Here is a 24,509-nt window from a genome sequence, read left to right as displayed (position 1 = left end):
ATCACCTCACGGTCGCCACATCGAGAAGTCCCCGTCAAGGCGGAAAGCTGCCTTGACGGGGACTTCTCGATGTGGCAAGGCTGCGCCTGATCAGCGAGACCCTCCCCGCCCCTGCCCTCCGGGAAAGTTTGTTCTGATCATTTGGCTGCCGGTTTGTGTTCGGGGGCCGCGCCCGGTTGGCAGTGCGGGGGTTGCTGGTGCGGCGGGCGCTCCTTATCTTTTGGTATCTGCCGGTTTCGCTGTGCTCCCTTGGTATCTGCCGGTTCTCGCTTTGCCCGCCTCCGCTTCAGTGGACACGGGATTGTCGGTCGTGGCTGGGAGCATGGATTCGGGGGGTTCTCGCGCACGGGGACGCCTGCGTGAGCGCGGCTGCGTGCTCGGCCCACTCCGTGTCCGCCCATCACCGGCCCTGCGCCCGCCGCACGTCTGTCGGGTTCGTGCTCCGTTGCCCATCTCGGGAGCATTTGAGACGGTCCGGTTTCGATTAACCCGGTCGGGTTAGAGGCTGGGCGTTGTGCGCGGGGGACCTGCGCAACCTCGGAAGATCTTCCGCGTCGAGGCGAAGGTGTTCCTCTACGACAGCGGCATGGACCAGCCGTTCACGTCCGGCCGCAACGCCGCGCCGCAGGACATCCTCGCCAAGGCGGGCGGCGACAACACGCCCGAGGAGAAGCAGCGCTTCCTCGAGTCGTACGCGCCGCTGGCCAACCTGCCCGCCATCGAAGCCTTCGCGAAATTCTTGTCGCAGTGAGGGCGCAGCGGTTAGGTGAGAAGCGAACTGGGGGAGGAAACATGAGGGCATCTCTTGTGCTCACGGCCGCTCTTGTCGTCACCGCGGCCGCACCGGCCCACGCGGCCGGGTTCACCGTCACGGCGCTCGCCATGCAGAACAACTGGGTGCACGCGGAACCGCAGGACGTCAGCGACAACGGGTTCGTGCTCGGCCGGATCCGGGAGTACCGGGGCACCGAGAAGGTGGTGCGCTGGGCGCCGGACGGCACGTTCGCCGATCTGGGCGAGGGATCGCCGGTGGCGGTCAACGAGTCCGGTGAGGCGGTCGGCCTGCGGCGCAACGAGCTCCACGAGTACACGGCCGTGCGCTGGAGCCCGGACGGCACCCGCGCCGACCTGCCCACGTGGCCGGGTGTCCGGCGCAGCGAGGTCAGGGACGTCGACAACAGCGGCACCGCGGTCGGCAGGGTGAGCACCGGTTTCGGGGAGTACCACGCCGTCCGGTGGGAACGCGACGGCACGTACACGAAGCTCGCGCCACTGCCGGGCGCCACGGGCGCGGGTGCGCAGAAGATCGCCGAGGACGGCACGGTCATCGGCACGTCCACCGTCAACGACAAGCCGCGCGCGGTGAAGTGGGACCGGCGCGGGAACGTCACCGAGCTCGGCGTCCTGCCCGGCGACGAGTGGAGTGATCCGCACGGCATCAACGCGGCGGGCACGGTCGTGGGCTACTCCTCGCCCGCGTCCGCGGTGCGCTGGACCCGCTGGGGACGGGCGATCGAGCTGCGGAACCTGCCCGGCGACCACCAGAGCAGCGCGCACGCGATCAACGACCGCGGCTTCGTCGTCGGGCTCGGCGACCGCACCGGCGGCGACACGCACGTCGTCCGGTGGGACCCGTTCGGCAGGCCGACCGAGCTGAAGCCGTTGCCCGGTGACGACGACTCCTACGGCACCGGGCTGACCAACCGCGGTGAGGTGGCGGGCCTGTCGAGCAAGAACGGGTCGTACAGCAACGGGCGCGCGGTGCTGTGGGACCGCGGGGGCAACGCGACCGAGCTCCCGGCACTGCCGGACGCGGTGCGCACCTCCGCACTGCGCATCACCCGTGACGGCTCGATCTTCGGCTCTTCGTCGCCGCAGGGCTCATTCGGACGGGTGGTGGTGTGGCGCCGGGCATGACCAGATAGTGGGACATTTGCTCCCGGCCCTTGGTTGGCGGTGGAGAGCTGTGGCAGCATCCGAACCATGGCTCTCAACCTCGCCATCATTATTGACGAGCGCGCCGGGTAAGTGCTTCCCCAAGCACCCGGCGCGCAGACCTCTCGCATCCCGCGGGGGGTCTTTTTGTTTGCCTGAATCCTTCGGCTGAGGAGAAATCCGGTGTCCAAGCTCCCGCTAGGAGACGAGTTCCACGTCTACGACACGACGTTGCGCGACGGCGCGCAGCGGGAGGGCATTTCCTACTCCGTCACGGACAAGCTCGCGGTCGCGCGGCTGCTCGACGGGATCGGCGTCGGCTTCATCGAGGGTGGCTGGCCGGGCGCGCTGCCCAAGGACACCGAGTTCTTCGCCCGCGCGGCGGCGGGCGACCTGAACCTGAAGCACGCGCAGCTCGTCGCGTTCGGTGCGACCCGCAAGGCGGGCGTGAAGGTCACCGAAGACCAGCAGGTGCGGGCGCTGCTCGACTCGCAGGCGCCGGTCATCACGCTGGTCGCCAAGTCGGACCTGCGGCACATCGAACGCGCGCTGCGCACGGACGCCGCGGAGAACCTGAACATGGTTCGCGACACCGTGAAGTTCCTCGTCGACGAGGGACGCCGCGTCTTCCTGGACGCCGAGCACTTCTTCGACGGTTACGCCTTCTCCCCGGACACCGCGCTGCGCGTGCTGGAGTCCGCTGTGGAGGGTGGCGCGGACGTCGTCGTCCTCTGCGACACCAACGGCGGCCAGCTGCCGCTCGGTCTCGCCGAGACGGTCGCGGAGGTCGTGTCCCGCACGGGCTTCCGCGTCGGCATCCACTGCCAGGACGACACGTCCTGCGCGGTGGCGAACTCCGTGGCGGCCGTGCAGGCGGGCGCCACGCACGTGCAGTGCACCGCAAACGGTTACGGCGAACGAGCAGGCAACGCGGACCTGTTCGGCGTCGTGGGAAACCTCGTGACCAAGCTCGGCATGAACGTGCTCCCGACCGGGGCGCTGGCCGATCTCACCCGTGTCTCCCATGCTCTTGCTGAAATCGCGAACATCGCACCCGACTCCCACCAGGCTTACGTCGGGTCGTCAGCATTCGCTCACAAGGCGGGTCTGCACGCGAGCGCGATCAAGGTCGATCCGGAGCTGTACAACCACATCGATCCGGAGATCGTCGGCAACGACATGCGGGTGCTGGTCACCGAGATGGCCGGTCGGGCGAGTCTCGAACTCAAGGGACGTGAGTTCGGGCTCGACCTGACCGGCCGGTCAGACGCGGTCGGGAGCGCCTTGCGCCGCGTCAAGGACCTCGAAGCCAAGGGCTGGTCCTTCGAGGCCGCCGACGCGTCGCTGGAACTGCTGCTGCGGACGGAGCTGTCCGAACTGGACAGTGCACCGTTCCAGCTGGAGTCCTACCGCGTCGTGCTCGACCGGCGCCCGGATGGGGAGGTGGTGTCCGAGGCGACGGTCAAGGTGCACGTAGCGGGGGAGCGCGTGATCGCCACCGCCGAGGGCAACGGTCCGGTGCACGCGCTGGACGCCGCGCTGCGCAAGGCGCTGCTACCGCATCTGTCCTGGTTGGACAGTGTTGAGCTGGCCGACTACAAGGTTCGGATCCTGACGGAGCACCCTGGCACAGATGCTGTTACCCGAGTCCTTGTCGAGTCGACCGACGGGGAACGTGAGTGGACCACCGTGGGCGTGCACGGCAACATCGTGGAGGCCAGCTGGCTGGCTCTGTGTGACGCTCTCGTGCACAAGTCCATGCGCTCCTCTCAGCCCGTCTAGGGTGTAGTACGTGCGCATCGCTCGAATCGCTCATCCGGAAGGTGTCGCCTTCGTCGCCGTACACGGCGAGGAGGCGGCTGAGATCGCCGAACACCCCTTCGGCTCACCCACGTTCACAGGGCGGAAATGGCCGCTCGCGGACGTGCGGCTGCTGGCACCGATCCTGCCGACGAAGATCCTCGGCATCGGGCGCAACTACGCCGAGCACGCCAAGGAGCTCGGCAACGAGGTGCCCGAGAACCCGTTGATGTTCTTCAAGCCCAACACGTCGGTGGTCGGCCCGAACGCGGAGATCAAGCTGCCCGCCACCTCGGAGCGGGTGGACTTCGAGGGCGAGCTGGCCGTCGTCATCGGCCAGCCGTGCCGCGACGTGCCCGCCGCGCGCGCGAAGTCCGTCATCCTCGGGTACACGATCGCCAACGACGTCACGGCGCGTGACCTGCAGAAGTCGGACGGCCAGTGGACGCGCGCCAAGGGCTACGACTCGTTCTGCCCGCTCGGGCCGTGGATCGAGACGGAGTTCGACCCGTCCGACGTCGGCATCCGCACCGAGCTGGACGGCGAGCTCAAGCAGGACGGGCGTACTTCGTTGATGCTGCACGACATCGGCTCCCTCGTGGAGTACGTGTCGTCGGTGATGACGCTCCTGCCGGGCGATCTGATCCTCACCGGGACGCCCGCGGGCGTCGGTCCGATGAAGGCCGGCCAGACCGTCTCGGTGACTGTGGACGGCCTCGGCACGCTCACCAATCCGGTCGCAAACAGGTAGACGTTCGGAGCAATCCGGCTTCCTGCTGTTTCGTGCGCGGGTACCCGCGAGTAACTTCCACGTGTCATGGCGGAGCTCGCGGTTACTCGTGTGCTGCTCGTCGACGGTTCGCAGCTCATCACCGAGGGACTGCGGATCTCGCTGCACCGCACCCATTGCTTCCGCGTTGTGGGCATCGCGCACACCGTGGGCGATGCCGCGCGCTGTCTGCGGAGCACACCCGTCGACCTGGTGGTCACCGATGTCGACGTGCCGGGGGCGGGGCCGCTGCGCACCGTCCGCGACACGGTCCAGTACCAGTCCAAGGCGCGGGTCGTCGTGCTGTCCAATGCGGACTGTCCGCACTGGGCACGCGCCGCGCTGGACGCGGGCGCCGTCGCCTACCTGCTGAAAACATCTCCGGTGCAGGAGATGCTGCCGCTCATCTCGGGCGCCGTCCGCGGCGCGCCCGCGACCATCGACTCCCGCCTCGGCTCGCTGTCGCTGCTGCCGTCCCGGCTGCCGCCGCCCGCCGCGCTCGGCCAGCTGTCCGCGCGCGAGTTCGACGTGCTGGCCGAGATGGCGAAGGGCATGGACAACCAGCGCATCGCGCACCGGCTGTTCATCAGCAACGACACCGTGAAAACCCACGTGAAGGCGATACTGCGCAAGCTCGGCGCGCGCGACCGGGCGCACGCGGTGGCCATGGTTCTCGGCACCTCGTACGACCCGGCCGCCACGCCTCCCCGGACGGTGGTCCGGCCCCCGAGCTCTACGTCCGCTTGATGCGTTCCGGGCTGCGCCGGGCGAACGCGGGCGCGTGCTCAGGGCGCAGGCCGATGGCGACCATGTAGGCCGGGATCGCCTGCAGCGCCGGGAACCGCTGGATGATCTTGATCGGCCGAGGCACGCCCGTGCCCACCACGCCGGCGGACCCGGCCAGCGCCCGCTTGAGGAACGCGTTCTGGATCAGCCGCTGCGCGGTCTGCGTGACGGTCGTCGGCAGCCACCGGCGCCGCCGCACCTTCGCGAGCTGCGCGGACGTGACCTGGCCTTCCCGCAACGGCTTCGCCAGCAACGCGGCCGCCGCCACCGCGTCCTGCACGGCCAGGTTGATGCCGACGCCGCCGATCGGCGACATCGCGTGCGCCGCGTCACCGATGCACAGCAGCCCTTCGCGGTGCCACTTCTTCAGCCGGTCCAGCTTGACGGTGAGCAGCTTCACGTCGTCGAACGACGTGACGGTCGCCAGGCGCTCCTCCAGCCACGGCACCAGCTTCGCGACCTGCTCGCGGAACGCGCCGATGCCCTTCGCGCGCAGGATCGCGTCCATGCCCTTGCGGATCAGCAGCGCGGTCTGGAAGTACTCGCCGCGGTTGATCAGCACCAGCCCGGCGCCCGCACCGAACCGTCCGACCGCGCCGTTCGGCTCGCCCTCGTTGCGCGGCAGCCGGAACCACCACACGTCCATCGGCACGCCGAACTCGTGCACCGGCAGCCCGGCTTCCCGCCGCACCAGTGAGTTCCGGCCGTCGGCCGCGATCACCAGGTCCGCCGCGATCTCGCCGGTCTCGCCGCGCGCGGTGCGGTAGGTGACGCCGGTGACCCGGTCGCCGCGCCTGGTCAGGCCGGTCACCTCGGTCTCCATCCGCAGCGTGAACGACGGCTCGAGCCTGGCCGCGTCCGCGAGCAGGTCGAGGAAGTCCCACTGCGGCACGAACGCGATGTGCTTGTGCGGCCCGGGAAGCCGGGTCAGGTCGCCGACGGTCACCGGTCCGCTGTCCAGCAGCACCTGGGCCTTGTCGACGAGCTGGTGCGGCACGTCGGCGAACGACGGGCCCAGTCCCAGCTCGTCGAGCAGCGTCAGCGTCGATGCGTGCACGGTGTCGCCGCGGAAGTCGCGCAGGAAGTCCGGGTGCTTCTCCAGCACCGTGACCTCGACGCCGCCCCGTGCCAACAGCAGCCCCAGAACCATGCCCGCGGGGCCGCCACCCGCGATCAGTGCAGTCGTCCTCTCCATGATCACCCCTCTTTTCAACACCAGTTGAATAAGTTCAATGTCCTCCTCCCGCGCTCGGTCGTCAAGTCCGATTACCCTGAACGGGTGGCGGTTTCCGCCCCGATGGTCCTCTGTGGACGGTCTGGTACCCGAGTCACGAATCCGATACGGCCCGGTGCGTACCGATACGGCGGCGCGTATGGTGTCGCCCCCGTCGAACTGCCCGCTCGGGCGCAAATCCTTGTCCTGAAAGGAACCCCCGTCTGGGTGATTGCTTTCGGCGCTCGGGGCAGTCTCACTAGTTCGTTTGGGGTCTCAAGTCCTCCTTGATCGTGCAAGGACCCACAGGAATCACCTCGTTAGCCGAATCGGACGAGGGTCCTTCGCCCCTAGCCTCACGGGGTGACAACTGCGTCCCCGACTTTCACGCGTAAGAGAACCGGCGAGATCCGCGCTGTGTGCCTGGACGTCGACGACACACTTGTCGACTACAGCACCTCTTCGCGCGCCGCGTTGGCCTCGATGGTCGGTAACGCCGACGCTTGGTCGCTGTGGCAGCGGATCACGGACGACCACGTCTCCCGTCAGCTCGCCGGTGAGCTCGAGTACGAGAGCATGCGCAACATCCGGACGCAGGCCTTCTTCGCCGCGCTCGGCGAGGAGCTCTCACTCGAAGAGGCGACGAAGCGCGAACTGGCCCGCCAGGAAGTCCTGTCCGCCGGCTGGTGCCTCTTCCCGGACGCCGTGCCGACGCTCGACTGGCTGCGCGCCTCCGGGCTGCCCATCGCCGCGATCAGCAACGCGTCCGGCCGCCACCAGCGCGTCAAGATCGCGCAGCTGGGGCTCGCCGAGTACTTCGACACCGTCCTCATCGCGGGCGAGGTCGGCTGCGCCAAGCCGGACCGGGTGATCTTCCACACCGCGTGCCTCGCGCTGGGCGTTCCGCCCGGTGACACGGTCCACGTCGGCGACCGGCTGCACGCCGACGCCATCGGTGCGCGGGACGCCGGGATGCACGGCGTGTGGATCAACCGGCAGGGGCCGCAGGGCGGCACGCTGCCCGCGGGCCTGTCGACCATCGGGAGCCTCGCGGAGCTTCCCGAGCTCCTCGTGTGCGAGCTGTCGACGGCCACCGCCTGAACGACCCTGGAGACCGGCCCTCACCTCGGCAGATGTCCGTTGGTGGGGGCCGATTTCACTTCTGGCGGGGGCTTGGTCTAGTATTTCTCACGGCACGAACGAGAGGCCCCCGCAAGGGAAGCTGATCAGGACCGCCAATGGGGTATGGTGTAATTGGCAGCACGACTGATTCTGGTTCAGTTAGTCTAGGTTCGAGTCCTGGTACCCCAGCCACAGAGGTTAGAAAGCCACTGTGGTAGAGTACCGAGCAACATAAAGAACTAAATACAGTTAGTTCTAGGGCCCCGTCGTCTAGCGGCCTAGGACGCCGCCCTCTCAAGGCGGTAGCGAGGGTTCGAATCCCTTCGGGGCTACAGAGGTGGAAGAGGTCTGCTCGGCGCATAGCGCCTGAGCAGGCCTCTTTCGCATTTTCATGTTGGGGGGCCGAGCCCCCCACGCCCCCACGTGGTGGGGGTGCGGGGGTGGCGGTCCCTTTGTTATTAAAGGCGAGCTTGCAGTGCTTCGGCCGCCGCCAATAGATCGGCGGCCCATCGCGCACCCGGTCGGCGACCCATTCGGTCAATAGGCCCGGAAACTGAGACAGCGGCCACAACAGCACCGGAACTGTCCCGAACCGGGGCGCTCACGGAAGCGACGCCTGGTTCGCGTTCTGCGACGCTTTGCGCCCATCCGCGGCGCCGCACCTCCAAGAGCGTGCGTTCGCCGTACACGGCGTCCGCCAGGACCGCGCGCTGCGTCCCCGGATCGCTCCACGCCGCGAGCACCTTCGCGCCGGAGCCCGCCGTCATCGGCAGCCGCGCCCCGATCGGCACGGTGTCGCGCAGACCGCTCGGCGGCTCCGCGGCCGACACGCACACGCGCTGCATCCCGTCCCGGCGGTAGAGCTGGACGCTCTCGCCGGTGATGTCGCGCAACCGGGGCAGCACCGAGGACGCCGCGTCGAGCAACGGGTCCGTCGCTCCGCCCGCGAGCTCCCCCAGCGCGGCACCGGGCCGCCACCGACCATCGGAACCGCGGCGCAGCAACCGATGCACCTCGAGCCCCACTGCCAACCGGTGTGCGGTCGCACGGGGCAGGCCCGTCCGGTTGCACAACTCGGCGAGCCCACACGGATCTTTCGCTACGGCGTTCAACACGGCCACGGCCTTGTCCAGCACGCCGATCCCGCTATGCTGTCCCACAAGCCGATACTAACTTCCCAGCAAGTGAGAAGTCCAGATCTGTCGGCGTGTCCAGATCCTGGGAGTCGAAGATGAGCCGCACGCTCGCGGAGAAGGTGTGGGAGGCCCACGTTGTGCGCCACGGAAGTGGTGCGGAGCCTGACCTGCTGTACATCGACCTCCACCTCCTCCACGAAGTCACCAGCCCGCAGGCGTTCGACGGCCTGCGCCTCGCCGGCCGCAAGCTGCGCCGCGCCGACCTGACGATCGCGACCGAGGACCACAACGTCCCGACCGTCGACATCGACAAGCCGATCGCGGACCTCGTTTCGCGCACCCAGGTCGACACGCTTCGCCGCAACTGCGCGGAGTTCGGTGTCCGCCTGCACCCGATGGGTGACGTGGAGCAGGGCATCGTCCACGTCGTCGGCCCGCAGCTCGGACTCACGCAGCCCGGCATGACGGTGGTGTGCGGTGACAGCCACACGAGCACCCACGGCGCGTTCGGCGCGCTGGCGTTCGGCATCGGCACGTCCGAGGTGGAGCACGTGATGGCCACCCAGACGCTGCCGCTGCGTCCGTTCAAGACGATGGCCATCACCGTGGACGGAGAGCTCGGTCCGGGCGTCACGGCGAAGGACGTCATCCTCGCGGTCATCGCGAAGATCGGCACCGGCGGCGGGCAGGGCTACGTGCTCGAGTACCGCGGCAGCGCGATCGAGGCGCTGTCGATGGAAGCGCGGATGACCGTCTGCAACATGTCGATCGAAGCCGGTGCGCGCGCGGGCATGATCGCGCCGGACCAGACGACCTTCGACTACATCGAGGGCCGTCCGCACGCGCCGTCCGGTGCGGACTGGGTCGCGGCCGTCGAGTACTGGAAGACGTTGCGCACGGACGACGACGCCACGTTCAGCGCCGAGGTCCACATCGACGCGGCCGAGCTGACCCCGTTCGTCACCTGGGGAACCAACCCCGGTCAGGGACTGCCGCTCGGTGCGTCGGTTCCGGACCCCGAGTCGTTCACGGACGAGCACGAGCGCGTCGCCGCCGAGAAGGCGCTGACGTACATGGGACTGGAGCCCGGCACGCCGCTGCGCGACATCCACGTGGACACCGTCTTCCTGGGCTCGTGCACCAACGGCCGCATCGAGGACCTGCGCGCCGCGGCGGACGTGCTGCGCGGCAAGCACGTCGCTCAGGGCGTGCGGATGCTCGTGGTGCCCGGCTCGATGCGCGTGCGCGCACAGGCCGAGCGGGAGGGCCTGCACGAGGTGTTCCTCGACGCGGGCGCCGAGTGGCGGCAGGCGGGCTGCTCGATGTGCCTTGGCATGAACCCGGATCAGCTCGCGCCGGGCGAACGCAGCGCGTCGACCTCCAACCGCAACTTCGAGGGCAGGCAGGGCAAGGGTGGGCGCACCCACCTGGTTTCGCCACTCGTGGCGGCCGCGACGGCCGTCCGAGGCACCCTGTCGGCCCCCGCAGACCTGGAGAACTAGAGATGGATGCCTTCACCACCCACACCGGCGTCGGCGTGCCGCTGCGCAGGTCCAACGTGGACACCGACCAGATCATCCCGGCGGTGTACCTGAAGCGGGTGACCCGCACCGGCTTCGAGGACGGCCTCTTCGCCGCGTGGCGCGGAGACGAGCACTTCGTGCTCAATCTGGAACCGTTCAAGGCGGGCAGCGTCCTCGTTGCCGGACCGGACTTCGGCACCGGCTCCTCTCGGGAACACGCCGTCTGGGCGTTGATGGACTACGGCTTCCGCGTGGTCATCTCGTCCCGGTTCGCCGACATCTTCCGCGGCAACTCGGGCAAGCAGGGACTCGTCGCCGCCCAGGTGGACCAGCAACATGTCGAATTGCTGTGGAAGCTGCTCGAGGCTGAACCGGGCACCGAGGTGACCGTCGACCTCACCGACAAGACCGTGCGCGCCAAGGACTTGGTAGCGCCATTTGAGATCGACGACTACACGCGTTGGCGCCTGTTGGAGGGCCTCGACGACATCGCGCTGACCCTTCGCCACGGCGATGAGATCGGCCGATTCGAGGGCAATCGCCAGACTTGGTTGCCCACAACCGATCCGCTTCAGGCCGTCTGAGAGGGGGCCGGATTCCCCTCTGATGAGGCCGGAATCCGGCGCCTCTGTCCCTCTACAGGGCGCAATTAGCCACGCCACAACGAAAAATCTGGCGTGGCGATTGGTATTTCTTGCGTTTTGGGCCTACCGTGGCGTTCTAGTCGGCCTGAACACTTGGGGCCGTGAGCGTCCTGGGAGGGACTGAAGGTGAACAAGGCCCAGCTCATCGAGGCGCTCGCCGAGCGCCTCGGAGACAAGAAGACCGCGGGTGCTGCTGTTGACGGCATCGTCGATGTGATCGTTCGTAGCGTCAACAAGGGCGAGAAGGTCAACATCACGGGCTTCGGCGTCTTCGAGAAGCGCGCCCGTGCCGCTCGCACCGCGCGCAACCCGCGCACCGGCGAGACCGTGAAGGTCAAGAAGACCAACGTGCCCGCGTTCCGCCCCGGTTCGACGTTCAAGGACGTCATCAGCGGCGCGAAGAAGCTGCCCAAGGCTGTTGCCGCCAAGGCTTCCGCCCGTCCGGCCGCCACCGCGGCTACGAAGCCCGCCGCTGCGAAGGCACCGGCGACCCGCACCACCACGCGCACCACGACGACGCGCACCCGCACGGCCGCAGCGGCCACCAAGGCTCCGGCAACCCGCCGGACCACCACGGCCGCCGCCGCCAAGCCGGCTGCCAAGGCCACTGCTGCCAAGGCTCCGGCCAAGGCCGCAGCCGCGAAGCCCGCGGCGAAGGCAACCGCGGCCAAGGCGCCCGCGAAGCGCACCACCACCGCCGCCAAGACGACCGCGGCTGCCAAGCCCGCGGCCAAGGCTGCGGCCAAGCCGGCTGCTCGCAAGCCTGCTGCCAAGAAGAAGTAAGGCACTCACCTCCCATGTGAGGTGCTGAAACGCCGAAGGGCCCCTGTGTGCGCACACAGGGGCCCTTCGGCGTTTGCGTGCCCTGGCTGGGGATCCGGGCGCGGTCGCAGTTCGGCGTGGAGCGGCTTTGCCGCGATGTGTGCGGCTGCGGGCGCGGTTCACGCCTGGCCGGGGTGGCTGATGCGTGGCTCGGGTCCGGTTTTGGCGTGGTGGGGCGTTGTTGTGGGGCCTGGTGCTGCACGTGGTGCTGTTGTGACGGTTCTGGGTGGATGTGGACGGCCCGCGGAGTTGGTGCCGCTGCAGGGGATCTCAGGGCCCGCGGCGGGCGGCCGGAGGGCACAAGTCGACATTGCCTGGTGCCGAAGGGGAGTTCCGGAGAGCTGCCACGCAACTGCCGGGAGTGCCTGGAGCTGCAAGGATTCAGGCCGAGGTCCCATGAATGGCGATCCGAACGCCTCGCCAATGTCCGACCGGGTTGTTGGCAAAGCCGGGTGTTCTCGGCGCTCACCGGGATCGCAAAGCGCGGCGACAATGCGGCTGATGCGTTGGGCATCGTCCGCACACGCACCTTTCACTAGTGCGCAAAGCGAAGCTTCTGAGCCCCTTTGAGGAACCCCGAACACGACTCCGCGCCCCTGCCGACACGGCGGGGGCGCGGAATTGACGACGACTAAGGCCGGGGCAGCGGACTGGCGATGTAGTGCGCCGACACCAGCGTTGGCCAGCGCGAAGGCGAGTCCGAAGTGGACCACGTCCCGAACGGCCGGGTGAATGCGAGCACCCACGCGCTGCCCTTCTTGCAGGGCACCTCACCCAGCCGGAGACCACCCATGTCGGCGAGTGCGGACACCACCGCGGGGATGACCCCGCCCTGGCTGGACACCACCACGCGGCCCTCGTCGGCCGCGATCTCCAGCAGCCGCACGAGCCCGGCGTCCTCGTCGGGCCAGAAGCCCTCCTCGGACATCCGGGCCTCCAGCACGACGTCCACGCCGAGGTCGGCGGCCAGCCCGGACACGGTGGAGACGCACCGAACCCGAGGCGCGGCGTGCACTCGCGTGGGTGACCACAGGGGCAGCAAGGCCTGCAGTGCCGCGGCCTGCCGCCAGCCGGCGTCGGAAAGAGGGCGCAGGTCGTCATCCCCGGACCACTCGGACCGCTTGCCCGCCTTGGCGTGCCGCACGAGCAGCACGATGGACAGGTCCGCGGGCAGCCGGGCGAACTCGGCCACGACGGACCGGTCGTCGGGGTAGGTCAGCAACGCGGGAGCCGATGCGACGGACACCCACCGCAGCTCGTCGACCTCGTCGTTCGCGACGAACGCGCCGGACACGGCCTCGGCGCTGTAGTAGTGGACGTCCTTCGAGGAACCGCGGTGGACGTACGAGACGGTGCGCAGGAACCGGCCGAGCACGCACGCGTACCCGGTCTCCTCGTGGATCTCGCGCACCGCACAGGCGGGCACGGTCTCGCCCTCGTCCAGCTTCCCCTTGGGCAGCGACCAGTCGTCGTAGCGCTGGCGGTGCACCACGGCGATCTCGACGTCGCCATCGGCCTCACGCCACAGGACCGCCCCTGCGGCAACGATCTGCGCCACCTAGCCCAGCGCCCCGTGCTTGCGCAGCATCTCCATCTGGTGGTCGCGCACCTGGCTGCCGTCCGACGGGGACGCCTCCCACTCGCCGTCCGACCGCAGCACCCAGCAGCGGGTCGCCGGGTCGAGCGCCGAGTCGAACATGTCCTCCAGCTGCGCGGTGAGGCGCGTGTCGGTGACGCGCACCTGCACCTCGACGCGGCGGTCGAGGTTGCGGTGCATCATGTCCGCGCTGCCGATCCAGTGCTCGTCGCAGCCGACGAAGTGGAAGACGCGCGAGTGCTCGAGGAAGCGGCCGAGGACGGAACGCACGTTGATGTTCTCGGACAGTCCCTTGATGCCCGGCTTCAACGCGCAGATGCCGCGCACGACCACGTCGACGGGGACACCGGCCTGCGACGCGCGGTACAGGGAGTCGATCACCTGCTCGTCCACGAGCGAGTTCACCTTGATGCGCACACCGGAGCTGTGCCCGGCGCGCGCGTGCTCGATCTCCCGCTCGATCCGCTCGATGATGCCGCGGCGAACGCCGTACGGGGCAACGAGGAGGCTGCGGTAGGTGTCCTGCCGCGCGTACCCGGTCAGCACGTTGAACAGGTCGGTGAGGTCCGCGCCGATCGTCGGCTCGGCCGTCAGCAGGCCGACGTCCTCGTACAGGCGCGCCGTCTTCGGGTTGTAGTTGCCGGTGCCGATGTGGCAGTAGCGCCGGATCGTCGAACCCTCCTGGCGCACGACCAGAGACGTCTTGCAGTGCGTCTTCAGGCCCATCAGGCCGTAGACGACGTGCACACCCGCCTTCTCCAGCGCCCGCGCCCACTTGATGTTCGCCTGCTCGTCGAAGCGCGCCTTGATCTCCACCAGCGCCACGACCTGCTTGCCCGCCTCGGCCGCGTCGATCAGCGCGTCCACGATCGGGGAGTCACCGGACGTCCGGTACAGCGTCTGCTTGATCGCGAGCACGTGCGGGTCCGCCGCCGCCTGCTCGATGAACCGCTGCACGGACGTGGAGAACGAGTCGTACGGGTGGTGCACCAGCACGTCGCCCTCGCGCAGCGTCGCGAAAACGCTCTTGGGCGTCTCGCGTTCGCCGAACGCCGGGTGCGTGGCGGGCACGAACGCGGGGTCCTTCAGCTGCTTGCGATCCACGCCGTACAGCTGCCACAGACACGACAAATCAAGCAGACCGGGCACCGTCACGACGTCGTGCGGGTCGACCTCCAGCTCGCGCAGCAACCGCTCGAGCATGTCCTCGGTCATGTCGTCCGCGACCTCGAGCCGCACCGGCGGGCCGAACCGGCGGCGCGCCAGCTCGCGTTCCAACGCCTGCAGCAGGTCCTCGTCGCGGTCCTCCTCGACCTCGAGGTCCGCGTTGCGCGTCACGCGGAACGCGTGGCTCTCGATGACGTCCATGCCGGCGAAGAGCTCGCCGAGGTGCGCGGTGATCAGCGCCTCCAGCGGCAGGAACGTCGCGGAGGACGACGAGCGGTCCGCCTCGACGCGCACCAGGCGCGGCACGTTGTCCGGCACCTTCACGCGGGCGAACTTCTCACCGCCGCCCTCGGGGTCGCGCACGAACACCGCGAGGTTCAGCGACAGGCCGGAGATGTAAGGAAACGGGTGTGCCGCGTCGACCGCGAGCGGCGTCAGCACCGGGAACACCTGGTCGGTGAAGTAGTTCGAGAGCCGCAGCCGGTCGTAGTCCGTGAGGTCCGCCCACGTGACGATGCTGATCCGGTGCTCCTCCAGCCCCGGCCGCACGTGGTCGAGGAACGCCCGCGCGTGCTGCTCCACGAGCTCCTGGGTGCGCTTGGCGATGCCGGCCAGCTGCTCGCGCGGGGTGAGCCCGTCCGCGCTGCGCACCGTGAGGCCGGTGTCGTCGCGCCGCTTCAGGCCGGCGACGCGCACCATGTAGAACTCGTCGAGGTTCGACGCGAAGATCGCCAGGAATTTGGCCCGCTCGAGCAGCGGCTGCGACGAGTCCTCGGCCAGCGCGAGCACCCGCGCGTTGAAGTCCAACCAGGACAGTTCCCGGTTGAACCACCGGTCGTCGGGCAGGTCGGTGAGCGTGGTGCCCGAGGTCACGGCAGGGGGAGCGGACGGCACTCCGCGCGGTGCGTGCGTCTCGACCTCGGCGGGAGCGGGCTTCGGCGGGGTCGTCGCTCGCCGCGTCGCCGCCCGTGGCTGCCTGCGCGGGGTGGCCGCGGTCTTCCTGGTGCGCCGCTTGGCCGGGGTCGCCTTGCCGTCGTTGTCGTCCGTGCTCACGTCCTGCATTGTTCCGCACTATCGGCCGCAACGCGCCCGTCGAGAACGACGAGACGGTGAACTCCTCATCACAGAACCGGTCTGCGGACCGCCTGCACCGCCCCATCGGGCGTACGTTCGAGGGTTACCCGTTGACCGGGGCGGAGCATCCGCCAGCCACCTTCCGTGACCGCTTCGGCCGTCACGTCGAGCAGGACGCCGTCGTCGCGCAGCACCGTCGCTGACCCATCCGAGTGGAACGCGCTCACCGTGGCCTGCACGCGGGCAAGCCTAGACGTTCGACCGTGGTGGTCTCACCAGGCGCGCACCACGCTGCGTTCATGAGGCTTTTCGCAGCGTTGACCGCAGGCTTGTTGACGGCGCTCACGGTCCAGGGCGTCGCGACAGCACAGGACGAATCGCCCGCGGTGGAGAAACCGCGGATGGAAGCGGCGGCCAAGAACGTCCGGTTGCGCACCGTGCTGCCCGGTACCGAGCGGGCGATCTCCATCGCGTTCATGCAGTACGGGCGCAAGGACGTCGCATTCGTGTCCGGCCAGTTCGGGCTCAAGTCGTTCGACGTCACCGACGTGGACCACCCGAAGCTCCTCGACCACCTGACGAACAACGAGTTGGCCCTGCCGGGCGACGACCCGGCGAAGGGCTTCTGGGAGAACGAGGACCTCAACGTCGACCCGCGGCGCAGGCTCGTCTTCATGGCCCGCGAGATGTCGACTTTCGGCCAGGACAAGCCGACCGGTGTCTACCTGCTGTCCGCTCTGGACCCGGCCGATCTGCGGATGATGAGCTTCCAGCAGCTCCACACCGGCCACATCACCTCGTGCGTCAACAACTGCGACTACCTCTGGACCACCGGGTTCGACGGTTCGGACGAGAAGCAGGGCCGGGTGTACGTCACGGACATCCGCGACCCGCGCAACCCGAAGACGCTGCCGGTGAAGGTCGACCTGCGCGGGAAGCCGGGGCAGGACAAGGTCACCCACGACGTGCAGGTCGACGCGCAAGGCGTCGCGTGGGTCGCGGGCGACGGCGGCACGCGGGGCTACTGGACGGACGGCTGGCGCAGGGACCCGTTGACCGGCGAGCACCGCAGGGCGACCGCCGACAACCCGGTGCCGTACGCGGGCGGTGCCGTGCCGAAGCTGGACATGCCGACCTCGTTCACGCACAACTCGTTCCGCCCGGTCGGCACCAGGCTCGCCGACGGTCCGCTGCCCACGAAGGAGAACCCGGCGGGCAGCCTGCTGCTGCACACCGAGGAGGCGTTCGGTGATCCCACCTGCAAGGACCAGGGCAGGTTCGTCATCTCGTCGTTGAAGGGCACCGAGAACGGCGAGGGCTGGGGCGAGAACCCGAAGGAGATGAAGACGGTCGGCGTGTGGAGTCCGGACGACCAGGAGGGCACGCTGCCCGGCTCCGACACGTTCTGCTCGGCGCACTACTTCGACGTGCGGAAGCGGATCGTGGCCTACTCCTGGTACGAGCAGGGCACCCGGTTCCTCGACATCTCCAACCCGGCCAAGCCGATCCAAATCGCCTACTGGCGGCCGGACGGCGCGGTGTCGTTCGCGCCGTACTGGCACGGCGACTCCCTGTTCCTCGCCGACCTCAGCCGCGGCGTCGAGATCCTGACGCTCACGAAGGACGCCCACGCCGCACAGGAAAGCGGTACCAACGTCCAGCTCGTCACGACTCCGTCAAAGGTGAAAGCCGGGCGGAGCAACGGTGAGCGCCTGCCGCTCGTGCCGGACCCGGTCTACGGCAGGGGTTGCCCGATGATGGCCGGCCGGGACGGGAAGTGCGGTCCCGGCTCCTGCTGCTGACCGTCCGCGCCACCTTTGCGGTCAGGAACGACCGCAAAGGTGGCCGGTCCCACTTGAGAGCGCCAGGGCCGATCGGCCCTCGTCACGGGCGTGAGAGCGCTACCACAATCGCCCGCGTGAAGATTCTTCCCGTACTGGTCGCGGCGGTGCTGGCCGCGACCGCGACACCCGCGGTGGCCGAGCGACGTCGTGATCCTGAGCCTGCAGTCAGGTCTGAAGTCCTACGACGTGTCGGATCCCGACCATCCCGTGCTGCTCGACCACCTCACGCTGGACGAGCTCACCCTGCCGGGCGACAAGACGGACTACTTCTGGGAGAACGAGGACGTCAACGTCGATCCCAGGCGCAAGCTGGTCTTCATGTCCCGCGACAAGTGGGGCATGGGCCACGAGACCGAGCCCGGACCGTCCGGAATCTACGTCGTCTCCGCGGCGAACCCGCGTGACCTGAAGATCCTCACGTTCGCCCGCGATCGACGCGCCCACGGCGTTCACGCACAACTCCTACCGCCCGGTGGGCCGGAAGCTGCTGGACGGTCCGCTGCCCACGAAGGAGAACCCGCCCGGCAGCCTGCTGATCCACAACGAGGAGGCCATGCGCAGCAAGACGTGCGCGGACCAGGGCAAGCTCGTCCTCTCGTCGCTGAAGGGCTCGCACCAGGGCGAGTCGTGGCGCTGCGCGATCTTCTCGGTGGTGGGCTGCCGGCTCGGCTCCTGCTGCTGACCGCAACTAGTGCGGTGACCACAATCCTCACCGGCAATTCCGCGCCCAGAGGCCAGCTCGCGGCACCGCGCAGCGCTCCATCACCTGGCGCCCCCGTACTACCAGTACGAGGACGTGGGGGCGGCACCACGATCCGGCCGCCTGAACACGAAATGGCACGGCAAGGGTTAGTGGTCACAGCACTAGACGTTCGGACGTAGTGGCCGCTGTCCGCGCTTGCCACGCTCAGTGCATGAGAGTTCTCGCAACGTTGACAGCGGCCGCGCTGATGGCGCTCGCCGTCCAGGGCACTTCTTCGGCGGCGGCGGCCGAAGAAGCCCCGGCCGTCGAGAAGCCACGGTTGTCGGCCGCGGCAAAGAACGTCCGGCTGCGCACGGTGCTGCCCGGCACCGAGCGTGCGATCTCGATCGCGTTCGCCGAGTACGGGCGCAAGGACGTCGCCTTCGTGAGCGGCGAGTTCGGACTGAAGACGTTCGACGTGACGGACGTCGACAAGCCGAAGTTCCTCGACCACCTGACCAAGCAGGAGATGGCTCTCCCCGGCGACGACCCGTCGCAGCGCTTCTGGGAGAACGAGGACATCAACGTCGACCCCAAACGCAAGCTCGCGTTCCTGGCGCGCGAGGTCAACGCGTTCGGCCGTGCGCTGCCGGGTGAACGGCCGACCGGCACCTACATCATCTCCGCGGTGAACCCGGCGGACCTCAAGATCCTCACGTTCCACCACGAGGGCACCGGGCACACGACCACGTGCATCAACGACTGCCAGTACCTGTGGACGGCGGGCCGCGACCGCACGGGCGAGGCGACGGGCCGGATCTTCGTCACCGACCTCCGCGATCCGCGCAACCCCAAGCAGTTGCCGGTGAACGTCGACGTCCGCGGCAAGGTGGGCGAAGGCAAGATCACGCACGACGTGCAGGTCGACGCGCAGGGCGTCGCGTGGGTCGCAGGCGACAACGGCACCCGCGGCTACTGGACGGACGGCTGGCACAAGGATCCGCTGACCGGCAAGTCCCGCAGGGCCACGCCGGTGGACCCGGTGCCGTACGCGGGCGGCGGCGTGCCGAAGATCGACATGCCGACCTCGTTCACGCACAACTCGTTCCGCCCGGTGGGCCGGACCCTGATGGACGGCCCGAAGCCGACGCGGGAGAACCCGGCGGGCAGCCTGCTGCTGCACACCGAGGAGGCGTTCGGCTCCTCGACGTGCAAGGACCAGGGGCGCTTCGTCATCTCGTCGTTGAAGGGCACCGAGAACGGCGAGGGCTGGGGCGCGACGCCCAAGGAGATGAAGACGGTCGGCGTGTGGAGCCCGGACGACCAGGAGGGCACGCTTCCTGGTGACGTCACGTGTTCCGCGCACTACTTCGACGTCGAGAAGCGGATCGTGGCCTACTCCTGGTACGAGCAGGGCACCCGGTTCCTGGACATCTCGAACCCGGCCAAGCCGATCCAGATCGCCTTCTGGCGGCCGGACGCGGCGGTCTCCTGGGCGCCGTACTGGCACAAGGGCAACGTGTTCGTCGCGGACCTCGCGCGCGGCGTCGAGATCGTGTCGCTGACGAAGGACGCGTACGCCGCGCAGGAGAGCGGGACCAACGTCCAGCTCGTCACGACGTCGACGCCGAAGGTGAAGATCAGGGACGCGGGCCGGGAACGCCTGCCCCTCGTCCCTGATCCCGACTACGGCTTCGCGTGTCCGATGGTGGCCAGTCGCGGCGGCTCCTGCGGGCCGGGCAGCTGCTGCTGACGCTTGACGCTCCTGCGGGCGATGACCCGTCGCCCGCAGGAGATCATCGGCAGCTCGACGGTCTTGTAGAGGATGCTCGCGAAAATGAGTCCCAGCGTCGTGACCGCGACCGCCTGCCCAATTCCGGACAACTCGGGCACGATGAACGCGATCACGGTCGCGGAGATCCCCTGCACGAGGTAGAGCGAGTACGAGCGTTCACCGATGAACTGCATCGGGCGCGTGGAAAGCGCATTCTGGACCGGTCCCGGCGCGAGCAGCGCGGGCAGCAGCAGGCACATCGCCGCCGCGTACAGCGGAATGACCAGGTTGTGTCCCGGAATTCCGCCGAAGCCGCCCAGCAAAGCGCAGATCGGTCGCACCGCGATGTGCACGGCGACGAATCCAATTGAGACGAAGACGCTCACGACCGGATTCGTCAGCGGGCGCAGCGCGGCGAATCCGCGCGAGCTGTGCATGACCAGAGCGAGCACGCATCCGGTGAGGATCGAGAAGTAGTGGATCGTCCACCCGCCGTTGGGGTGCGTCAGCGTGAGGCCGACGAACGCCACCGAGAGCAGCATGCCGACGAGCGCGACGGAGATCCTCCGCTTGAGCGCCACGGTGCCCACCGCGACGAACAGCAGCGGCCAGACCAGGTAGAACTTCTGCTCGATGCCCAGCGACCACGACTGCGCGTAGGGGTTGCCGGGGCCGAACTCGTTGAAGAACGTCAGGTAGTACTTCAACGCGCCCGCGATGCCGTTGCTGAAGAAGGTGCCGGCCGCGATGCTGCCGAGCACGGTCACTCCGAGCAACACCAGGTACACGGGCAAAATGCGGAACGCCCGGCGGAGGTAGAACTCCGGCAACGCGATCCGGCCCGTTCTCCGCTCCTCGCGCAACATGAGCGTCGTGATCAGGAAACCGCTGAGCACGAAGAACATCTGCACACCGATCCACCCCTGCAGCCAATCCGGGCCGCCGTAGTGGAAGAACACGACCATCACCGCTGCGATGGCGCGGAGACCGTCGAGTGCGGGGAATCGGCGCAACGCCAGGTAGTCGGCGTGCGTCATGGACCTCATCAGTTCGGAACTCCTCGCAGGGTGGACTGAGCCTTCAGACGTAAAGGTGCCGACCCTGGGGGAGAAGTTGCTCGTTTTGGTTATTTCGTGGTTGAGATCACGGTGATTTTCGAGGAGTGCTCACCTATGCCGAGCGCGGTCGCGACGCGGAGGTCGTCCGCCGTGTCCACGTCGCAGCGCAGCGACGGCCACGGTCCGAGCAGTGCGATCGCGCCGCTCACGGCGTGCGCCGAAGCGGACCCGACGCCGAAGCGGGGATCGAGATCACAACCGGGCGCGGCGAGGAGCAACGTCGTGCCGGTGCCCTGGCGGTCCGGGCAGTAGGCCCGCCGGCCGCCTGCCCGCCGGAGAGCCGCCGCGAGCTCCGCCGGCCGCAGCGCGGGCAGGTCCGCCTGGAGCGCGCCGACTCGGTCGGAACGGAGGAACGCGGCGCCGTGCCGGAGCGCGGCGTTGAGGCCCGACTCGGCCGGTTCCGGTACGGACTCCACGCCCAGCGCGGCCATCTCGGCGGCCACGGCCGGGTCCGATGTGACGGTCACCACGCGGCGCACACCCTCCGTGCGCAGAGCCGCCGCGACCGTGTCCATGGCGAGCGCGAGCGCCAGCGCCGCGTGCGTCACCGGATCACCGGTGGCGCTGGTCAGCCTGGTTTTGGCCCGGTCGAGGGTTTTGACCGGAACCACGAGGTCCACTTCGTCCCGCACATGGCCATGGTCCACGATTCCCGGACTAGGGTGACCACGCAGGTCGTGCGACGAAGGAGAGGCTGCCACGTGGCTAGGGAGAAGGGCGGTTTCTGGGTGGGGGTCGCCGCGGCGATCGTCTACCCAATGTCCGCTGTGCTGGGCAAGCACCGCATCATCAACGGTGAGGGCATCCCCGGGGAGGGCTCGGCACTGCTGGTGCTCAACCACATCTCCCATCTCGACCCGTGCTACGACGCTCGGTTCGTGCACACGAACGGGCGCGTGCCGCACTTCCTCGGCAAGCACAGCCTGTGGAACGTGCCGATCATGGGCGCGATCCTGCGCGGCGCGAAGCAGATCCCGGTCTACCGGGGCACGTCCGACGCCCAGCAGAGTCTGCGCGAGGCGCACAAGGCGCTTGAGGACGGCATGGTCGTGGTGATCTACCCGGAGGGGACGATCACCAAGGACCCGGACGGCTGGCCGATGAACTCCCGCACCGGCGTGGCGCGACTGGCGCTGCAGCACGACGGACCGGTGATCCCGGTCGCCCGCTGGGGCACGGTCGACATCTACAACCACTACCAGAAGCGGTTCCGGCCGCTGCCGCGCAAGACGGTGACCCACAAGGTCGGCGAGCCGATCGACCTGTCCGCGTACAAGGGGCGCGAGGAGTCGATCGCGCTGCTGCGCGAGGTGACCGATCTGCTGATGAACGGCGTCAAGGAGCTGCTCGCGGAGGTTCGCGAGCAGACGGCGCCGGAAGGTTTCTACGGGACCTCCAGGAAGAGCTGACGATGGCGATCGACAAAGTCGCGGTGCTCGGCGCCGGGTCCTGGGGCACCACCTTCGCGAAGGTGGTCGCCGACTCGGGCCCGGACGTGGTGTTGTGGGCCCGGCGCGACGAGGTCGCCTCGGCGATCTCCTCCACGCGCACGAACCCGGACTACCTGCCCGGTGTGACGCTCCCGTCGAACCTCGTGGCGACATCGGATCCGGCGAAGGCGTTCGACGGCGCGCAGGCCGTCGTGCTGGCCGTGCCGTCGCAGACGTTGCGCGCGAACCTCTCCGGCTGGCGCGACATGCTGCCCGCGGGCGCCACCCTGGTCTCGCTGGCCAAGGGCGTCGAGCTGGGCACGCTGAAGCGGATGAGCGAGGTGATCAGCGAGGTCGCCGCCGTGCCGTCCGACCAGGTCGCCGTCGTGTCCGGACCGAACCTGGCGAAGGAGATCGCGGCCGGTCAGCCGACCGCGACGGTCATCGCGTGCTCGGACCACGACCGCGCGGTCGACCTCCAGCACGCGTGCTCGAACAGCTACTTCCGGCCGTACACCAACACCGACGTGGTCGGCTGCGAGCTGGGCGGCGCGTGCAAGAACGTGATCGCGCTGGCGTGCGGCATGGCCGCCGGGCTCGGCTTCGGCGACAACACCATGGCGTCGATCATCACCCGCGGTCTCGCCGAGACGTCGCGCCTCGGTGCTGCGCTCGGCGCGGACCCGCTGACGTTCGCCGGGCTGGCCGGGCTGGGCGACCTCGTGGCGACGTGCGCGTCCCCGTTGTCCCGCAACCGGACCTTCGGTGAACGCCTCGGCCGAGGCGAGTCGCTCGCGCAGGCGCAGGAGGCCGCGCACGGCCAGGTCGCCGAGGGCGTGAAGTCCTGCTCGTCGATCCGCGCGCTCGCGCAGCGGGTCGGCGTCGACATGCCGATCACCGACGGCGTGCACATGGTGTGCCACGACGGTCTGTCCGCAGGCGACCTCGGTGCCGCGCTGCTCGGGCGGGAGCGCAAGGCCGAGCGGCAGTGACCTTCGGGGACGGGACGCGTGTGGTCCACACCGGACCGTCGGGTCCCGGTTCCTCGCTCGGGGTGCCGTCCCCGGTCGCCGCGTCGACCTACCGGCTCGGCGGCCCGGACACCTACGGCCGTCCGCACAACGCGTCGTGGCGCGCGCTCGAAGAGGCACTGGGCTCTTTGGACGGTGGTGAGTGCGTGCTCTTCCCGTCCGGGATGGCCGCGATCTCGTGTCTGCTTCGGACGGTTCTGTCCACAGGCGACCGACTGGTCCTGCCGTCCGACGGCTACTTCCTGACGCGGCAGCTGGCCGCGTCCTACGAGGTGGTCGAGGTGCCGACGGCCGGGCCGTACCCGTCCTTCGACGGCGTGCGGCTGGTGCTGCTGGAGTCCCCGTCCAACCCCGGCCTCGACGTGTGCGACATCGCCGCACTCGCCGAGGCCGCGCACGCCGCCGGTGCGCTGGTTGCGGTGGACAACACGACCGCGACACCGCTCGGGCAGCGCCCGTTGGAGCTGGGCGCGGACGTCGTCGTCGCGTCGGACACCAAGGCGGTTGCCGGGCACAGCGACGTCGTGCTCGGGCACGTGACCGTCCGGGATCCGGAGCTGGCCGCCCGGCTGCGCGACGAGCGGACGCTGACCGGTGCGATTCCCGGTCCGTTCGAGGCGTGGCTGGCGCACCGCGGACTGGGCACTTTGGACCTTCGCCTGGCCCGCCAGGCCGCCAATGCGAACGCTTTGTACGACGCCTTGCAGGGCAAGGTGGCGGGCCTGCGGTGGCCCGGCGCGTCCGCGGACCCGGCGCACCTCCTCGCCGCGAAGCAGATGCGCCGGTTCAACGGCGTGCTGACGTTCGAGCTGCCCTCGGTGGCCGCGGTCGACGCGTTCCTGGCGGCCTCGGAACTGGTGGCGGCGGCGACGTCGTTCGGCGGACTGCACTCGTCGCTCGACCGCAGGGCCCAATGGGGCGACCCGGTGCCGGAAGGACTGTGCCGGTTCTCCGCGGGCTGTGAGGACACCGCCGACCTGGTGGCCGACGTGCTGTGCGCTCTGTCTCACGCTCTGGGACTGGATTGACCCCCGCGCCCGGT

The 24,509-nt window shown here is 68.9% G+C and carries 22 protein-coding genes and 2 tRNA genes; 17 read left to right on the top strand and 7 right to left on the bottom strand.

All coding sequences use genetic code 11. The annotated features are described in order from the left end of the window. Positions 1 to 514: 514 nt before the first annotated feature. From FKR81_RS45385 to FKR81_RS39305, 5 genes are all read left to right on the top strand, one after another. Positions 515 to 751 carry a hypothetical protein gene (locus FKR81_RS45385; protein WP_146359984.1) on the top strand — a complete coding sequence of 79 codons (237 nt, stop codon included), beginning with the start codon at positions 515 to 517 and terminating at the stop codon, positions 749 to 751. 41 nt (positions 752 to 792) lie between these two features. After that, positions 793 to 1,917 (top strand): hypothetical protein, encoded by a 1,125-nt coding sequence (locus tag FKR81_RS39320; RefSeq protein WP_146359981.1) that lies wholly within the window; start codon positions 793 to 795, stop codon positions 1,915 to 1,917. Between the two features lie 201 nt (positions 1,918 to 2,118). Continuing rightward, on the top strand, positions 2,119 to 3,717 hold the full coding sequence (gene cimA / locus FKR81_RS39315) for a citramalate synthase (protein WP_235922172.1): 1,599 nt from the start codon (positions 2,119 to 2,121) through the stop codon (positions 3,715 to 3,717). Between the two features lie 10 nt (positions 3,718 to 3,727). Continuing rightward, positions 3,728 to 4,486 carry a fumarylacetoacetate hydrolase family protein gene (locus FKR81_RS39310; RefSeq protein WP_146359976.1) on the top strand — a complete coding sequence of 253 codons (759 nt, stop codon included), beginning with the start codon at positions 3,728 to 3,730 and terminating at the stop codon, positions 4,484 to 4,486. Between the two features lie 66 nt (positions 4,487 to 4,552). Continuing rightward, a complete protein-coding gene (locus FKR81_RS39305) occupies positions 4,553 to 5,251 on the top strand; it encodes a response regulator transcription factor (protein ID WP_146359973.1) in 699 nt (232 codons plus the stop codon). On the opposite strand, the gene FKR81_RS39300 is transcribed toward FKR81_RS39305, so the two are convergent. Further along, a complete protein-coding gene (locus FKR81_RS39300; protein WP_146359970.1) occupies positions 5,238 to 6,485 on the bottom strand; it encodes an FAD-dependent oxidoreductase in 1,248 nt (415 codons plus the stop codon). The two genes, FKR81_RS39305 and FKR81_RS39300, sit on opposite strands and share 14 nt — an antisense overlap. 381 nt (positions 6,486 to 6,866) lie before the next feature. Here FKR81_RS39300 and FKR81_RS39295 point away from each other — a divergent pair, with 381 nt between their 5' ends. The 3 genes from FKR81_RS39295 (at position 6,867) to FKR81_RS39285 (ending at position 7,957) form a co-directional block, all read left to right on the top strand. Then, positions 6,867 to 7,604: an HAD family hydrolase gene (locus FKR81_RS39295; protein WP_235922171.1), complete on the top strand. Its 738-nt coding sequence runs from the start codon at positions 6,867 to 6,869 to the stop codon at positions 7,602 to 7,604. 138 nt (positions 7,605 to 7,742) lie between these two features. Continuing rightward, positions 7,743 to 7,817: transfer RNA gene (locus tag FKR81_RS39290), tRNA-Gln, on the top strand. A gap of 67 nt (positions 7,818 to 7,884) precedes the next feature. Continuing rightward, positions 7,885 to 7,957 (top strand) — tRNA-Glu (locus tag FKR81_RS39285). A gap of 126 nt (positions 7,958 to 8,083) precedes the next feature. Here FKR81_RS39285 and FKR81_RS39280 read toward each other — a convergent pair. Further along, on the bottom strand, positions 8,084 to 8,785 hold the full coding sequence (locus tag FKR81_RS39280) for an IclR family transcriptional regulator (protein WP_186763444.1): 702 nt from the start codon (positions 8,783 to 8,785) through the stop codon (positions 8,084 to 8,086). 71 nt (positions 8,786 to 8,856) lie between these two features. Here FKR81_RS39280 and leuC point away from each other — a divergent pair, with 71 nt between their 5' ends. The 3 genes from leuC (at position 8,857) to FKR81_RS39265 (ending at position 11,711) form a co-directional block, all read left to right on the top strand. Further along, complete coding sequence (gene leuC / locus FKR81_RS39275; RefSeq protein WP_146359967.1) at positions 8,857 to 10,263, top strand: 3-isopropylmalate dehydratase large subunit; 1,407 nt, start codon at positions 8,857 to 8,859, stop codon at positions 10,261 to 10,263. Between the two features lie 2 nt (positions 10,264 to 10,265). After that, entirely contained in the window at positions 10,266 to 10,868 is a 603-nt protein-coding gene (gene leuD, locus FKR81_RS39270; RefSeq protein WP_146359963.1) for a 3-isopropylmalate dehydratase small subunit, read from the top strand. Positions 10,869 to 11,054: 186 nt separating this feature from the next. Beyond that, positions 11,055 to 11,711: an HU family DNA-binding protein gene (locus FKR81_RS39265; RefSeq protein WP_146359960.1), complete on the top strand. Its 657-nt coding sequence runs from the start codon at positions 11,055 to 11,057 to the stop codon at positions 11,709 to 11,711. Between the two features lie 670 nt (positions 11,712 to 12,381). On the opposite strand, the gene FKR81_RS39260 is transcribed toward FKR81_RS39265, so the two are convergent. The 3 genes from FKR81_RS39260 to FKR81_RS39250 form a co-directional block, all read right to left on the bottom strand. Beyond that, positions 12,382 to 13,308 (bottom strand): NUDIX hydrolase, encoded by a 927-nt coding sequence (locus tag FKR81_RS39260; RefSeq protein ID WP_146359957.1) that lies wholly within the window; start codon positions 13,306 to 13,308, stop codon positions 12,382 to 12,384. After that, positions 13,309 to 15,408, bottom strand: coding sequence for an RNA degradosome polyphosphate kinase (locus FKR81_RS39255; protein ID WP_407936583.1), 2,100 nt, complete (start codon positions 15,406 to 15,408; stop codon positions 13,309 to 13,311). It lies immediately after the preceding gene. Positions 15,409 to 15,635: 227 nt separating this feature from the next. Continuing rightward, positions 15,636 to 15,827: a cold-shock protein gene (locus tag FKR81_RS39250; protein WP_146359951.1), complete on the bottom strand. Its 192-nt coding sequence runs from the start codon at positions 15,825 to 15,827 to the stop codon at positions 15,636 to 15,638. A 60-nt stretch (positions 15,828 to 15,887) separates the two neighbouring features. On the opposite strand from FKR81_RS39250, the gene FKR81_RS39245 reads away from it, so the two are divergent. The 3 genes from FKR81_RS39245 (at position 15,888) to FKR81_RS39235 (ending at position 19,867) form a co-directional block, all read left to right on the top strand. Continuing rightward, the gene (locus FKR81_RS39245; RefSeq protein ID WP_146359948.1) at positions 15,888 to 17,390 is read left to right on the top strand and encodes an LVIVD repeat-containing protein; all 1,503 of its coding nucleotides are present in this window, start codon (positions 15,888 to 15,890) and stop codon (positions 17,388 to 17,390) included. Positions 17,391 to 17,904: 514 nt separating this feature from the next. Further along, on the top strand, positions 17,905 to 18,114 hold the full coding sequence (locus FKR81_RS39240; protein ID WP_146359945.1) for a hypothetical protein: 210 nt from the start codon (positions 17,905 to 17,907) through the stop codon (positions 18,112 to 18,114). A gap of 232 nt (positions 18,115 to 18,346) precedes the next feature. Next, entirely contained in the window at positions 18,347 to 19,867 is a 1,521-nt protein-coding gene (locus FKR81_RS39235) for an LVIVD repeat-containing protein (RefSeq protein ID WP_146359942.1), read from the top strand. On the opposite strand, the gene FKR81_RS39230 is transcribed toward FKR81_RS39235, so the two are convergent. Then, positions 19,801 to 20,934 (bottom strand): acyltransferase family protein, encoded by a 1,134-nt coding sequence (locus tag FKR81_RS39230; protein WP_235922170.1) that lies wholly within the window; start codon positions 20,932 to 20,934, stop codon positions 19,801 to 19,803. The two genes, FKR81_RS39235 and FKR81_RS39230, sit on opposite strands and share 67 nt — an antisense overlap. 80 nt (positions 20,935 to 21,014) lie before the next feature. Beyond that, on the bottom strand, positions 21,015 to 21,638 hold the full coding sequence (cofC, locus tag FKR81_RS39225; protein ID WP_146359939.1) for a 2-phospho-L-lactate guanylyltransferase: 624 nt from the start codon (positions 21,636 to 21,638) through the stop codon (positions 21,015 to 21,017). Between the two features lie 69 nt (positions 21,639 to 21,707). Here cofC and FKR81_RS39220 point away from each other — a divergent pair, with 69 nt between their 5' ends. Genes FKR81_RS39220 through FKR81_RS39210 form a run of 3 tightly spaced genes read left to right on the top strand, consistent with a single transcriptional unit; the run spans position 21,708 to position 24,495 of the window. Further along, on the top strand, positions 21,708 to 22,415 hold the full coding sequence (locus tag FKR81_RS39220) for a lysophospholipid acyltransferase family protein (protein WP_235922169.1): 708 nt from the start codon (positions 21,708 to 21,710) through the stop codon (positions 22,413 to 22,415). A gap of 2 nt (positions 22,416 to 22,417) precedes the next feature. Continuing rightward, complete coding sequence (locus FKR81_RS39215; RefSeq protein ID WP_146359936.1) at positions 22,418 to 23,428, top strand: NAD(P)H-dependent glycerol-3-phosphate dehydrogenase; 1,011 nt, start codon at positions 22,418 to 22,420, stop codon at positions 23,426 to 23,428. Next, on the top strand, positions 23,425 to 24,495 hold the full coding sequence (locus FKR81_RS39210) for a cystathionine gamma-lyase (RefSeq protein ID WP_146359934.1): 1,071 nt from the start codon (positions 23,425 to 23,427) through the stop codon (positions 24,493 to 24,495). The genes FKR81_RS39215 and FKR81_RS39210 overlap by 4 nt, the downstream gene beginning before the upstream one ends. Positions 24,496 to 24,509 lie beyond the last annotated feature (14 nt).

This window comes from Lentzea tibetensis (assembly GCF_007845675.1).
Lineage (GTDB): Bacteria > Actinomycetota > Actinomycetes > Mycobacteriales > Pseudonocardiaceae > Lentzea > Lentzea tibetensis.
The sequence above is the reverse complement of the archived record's forward strand: the minus strand, read 5'-3'. Positions and strand labels throughout refer to the sequence as shown.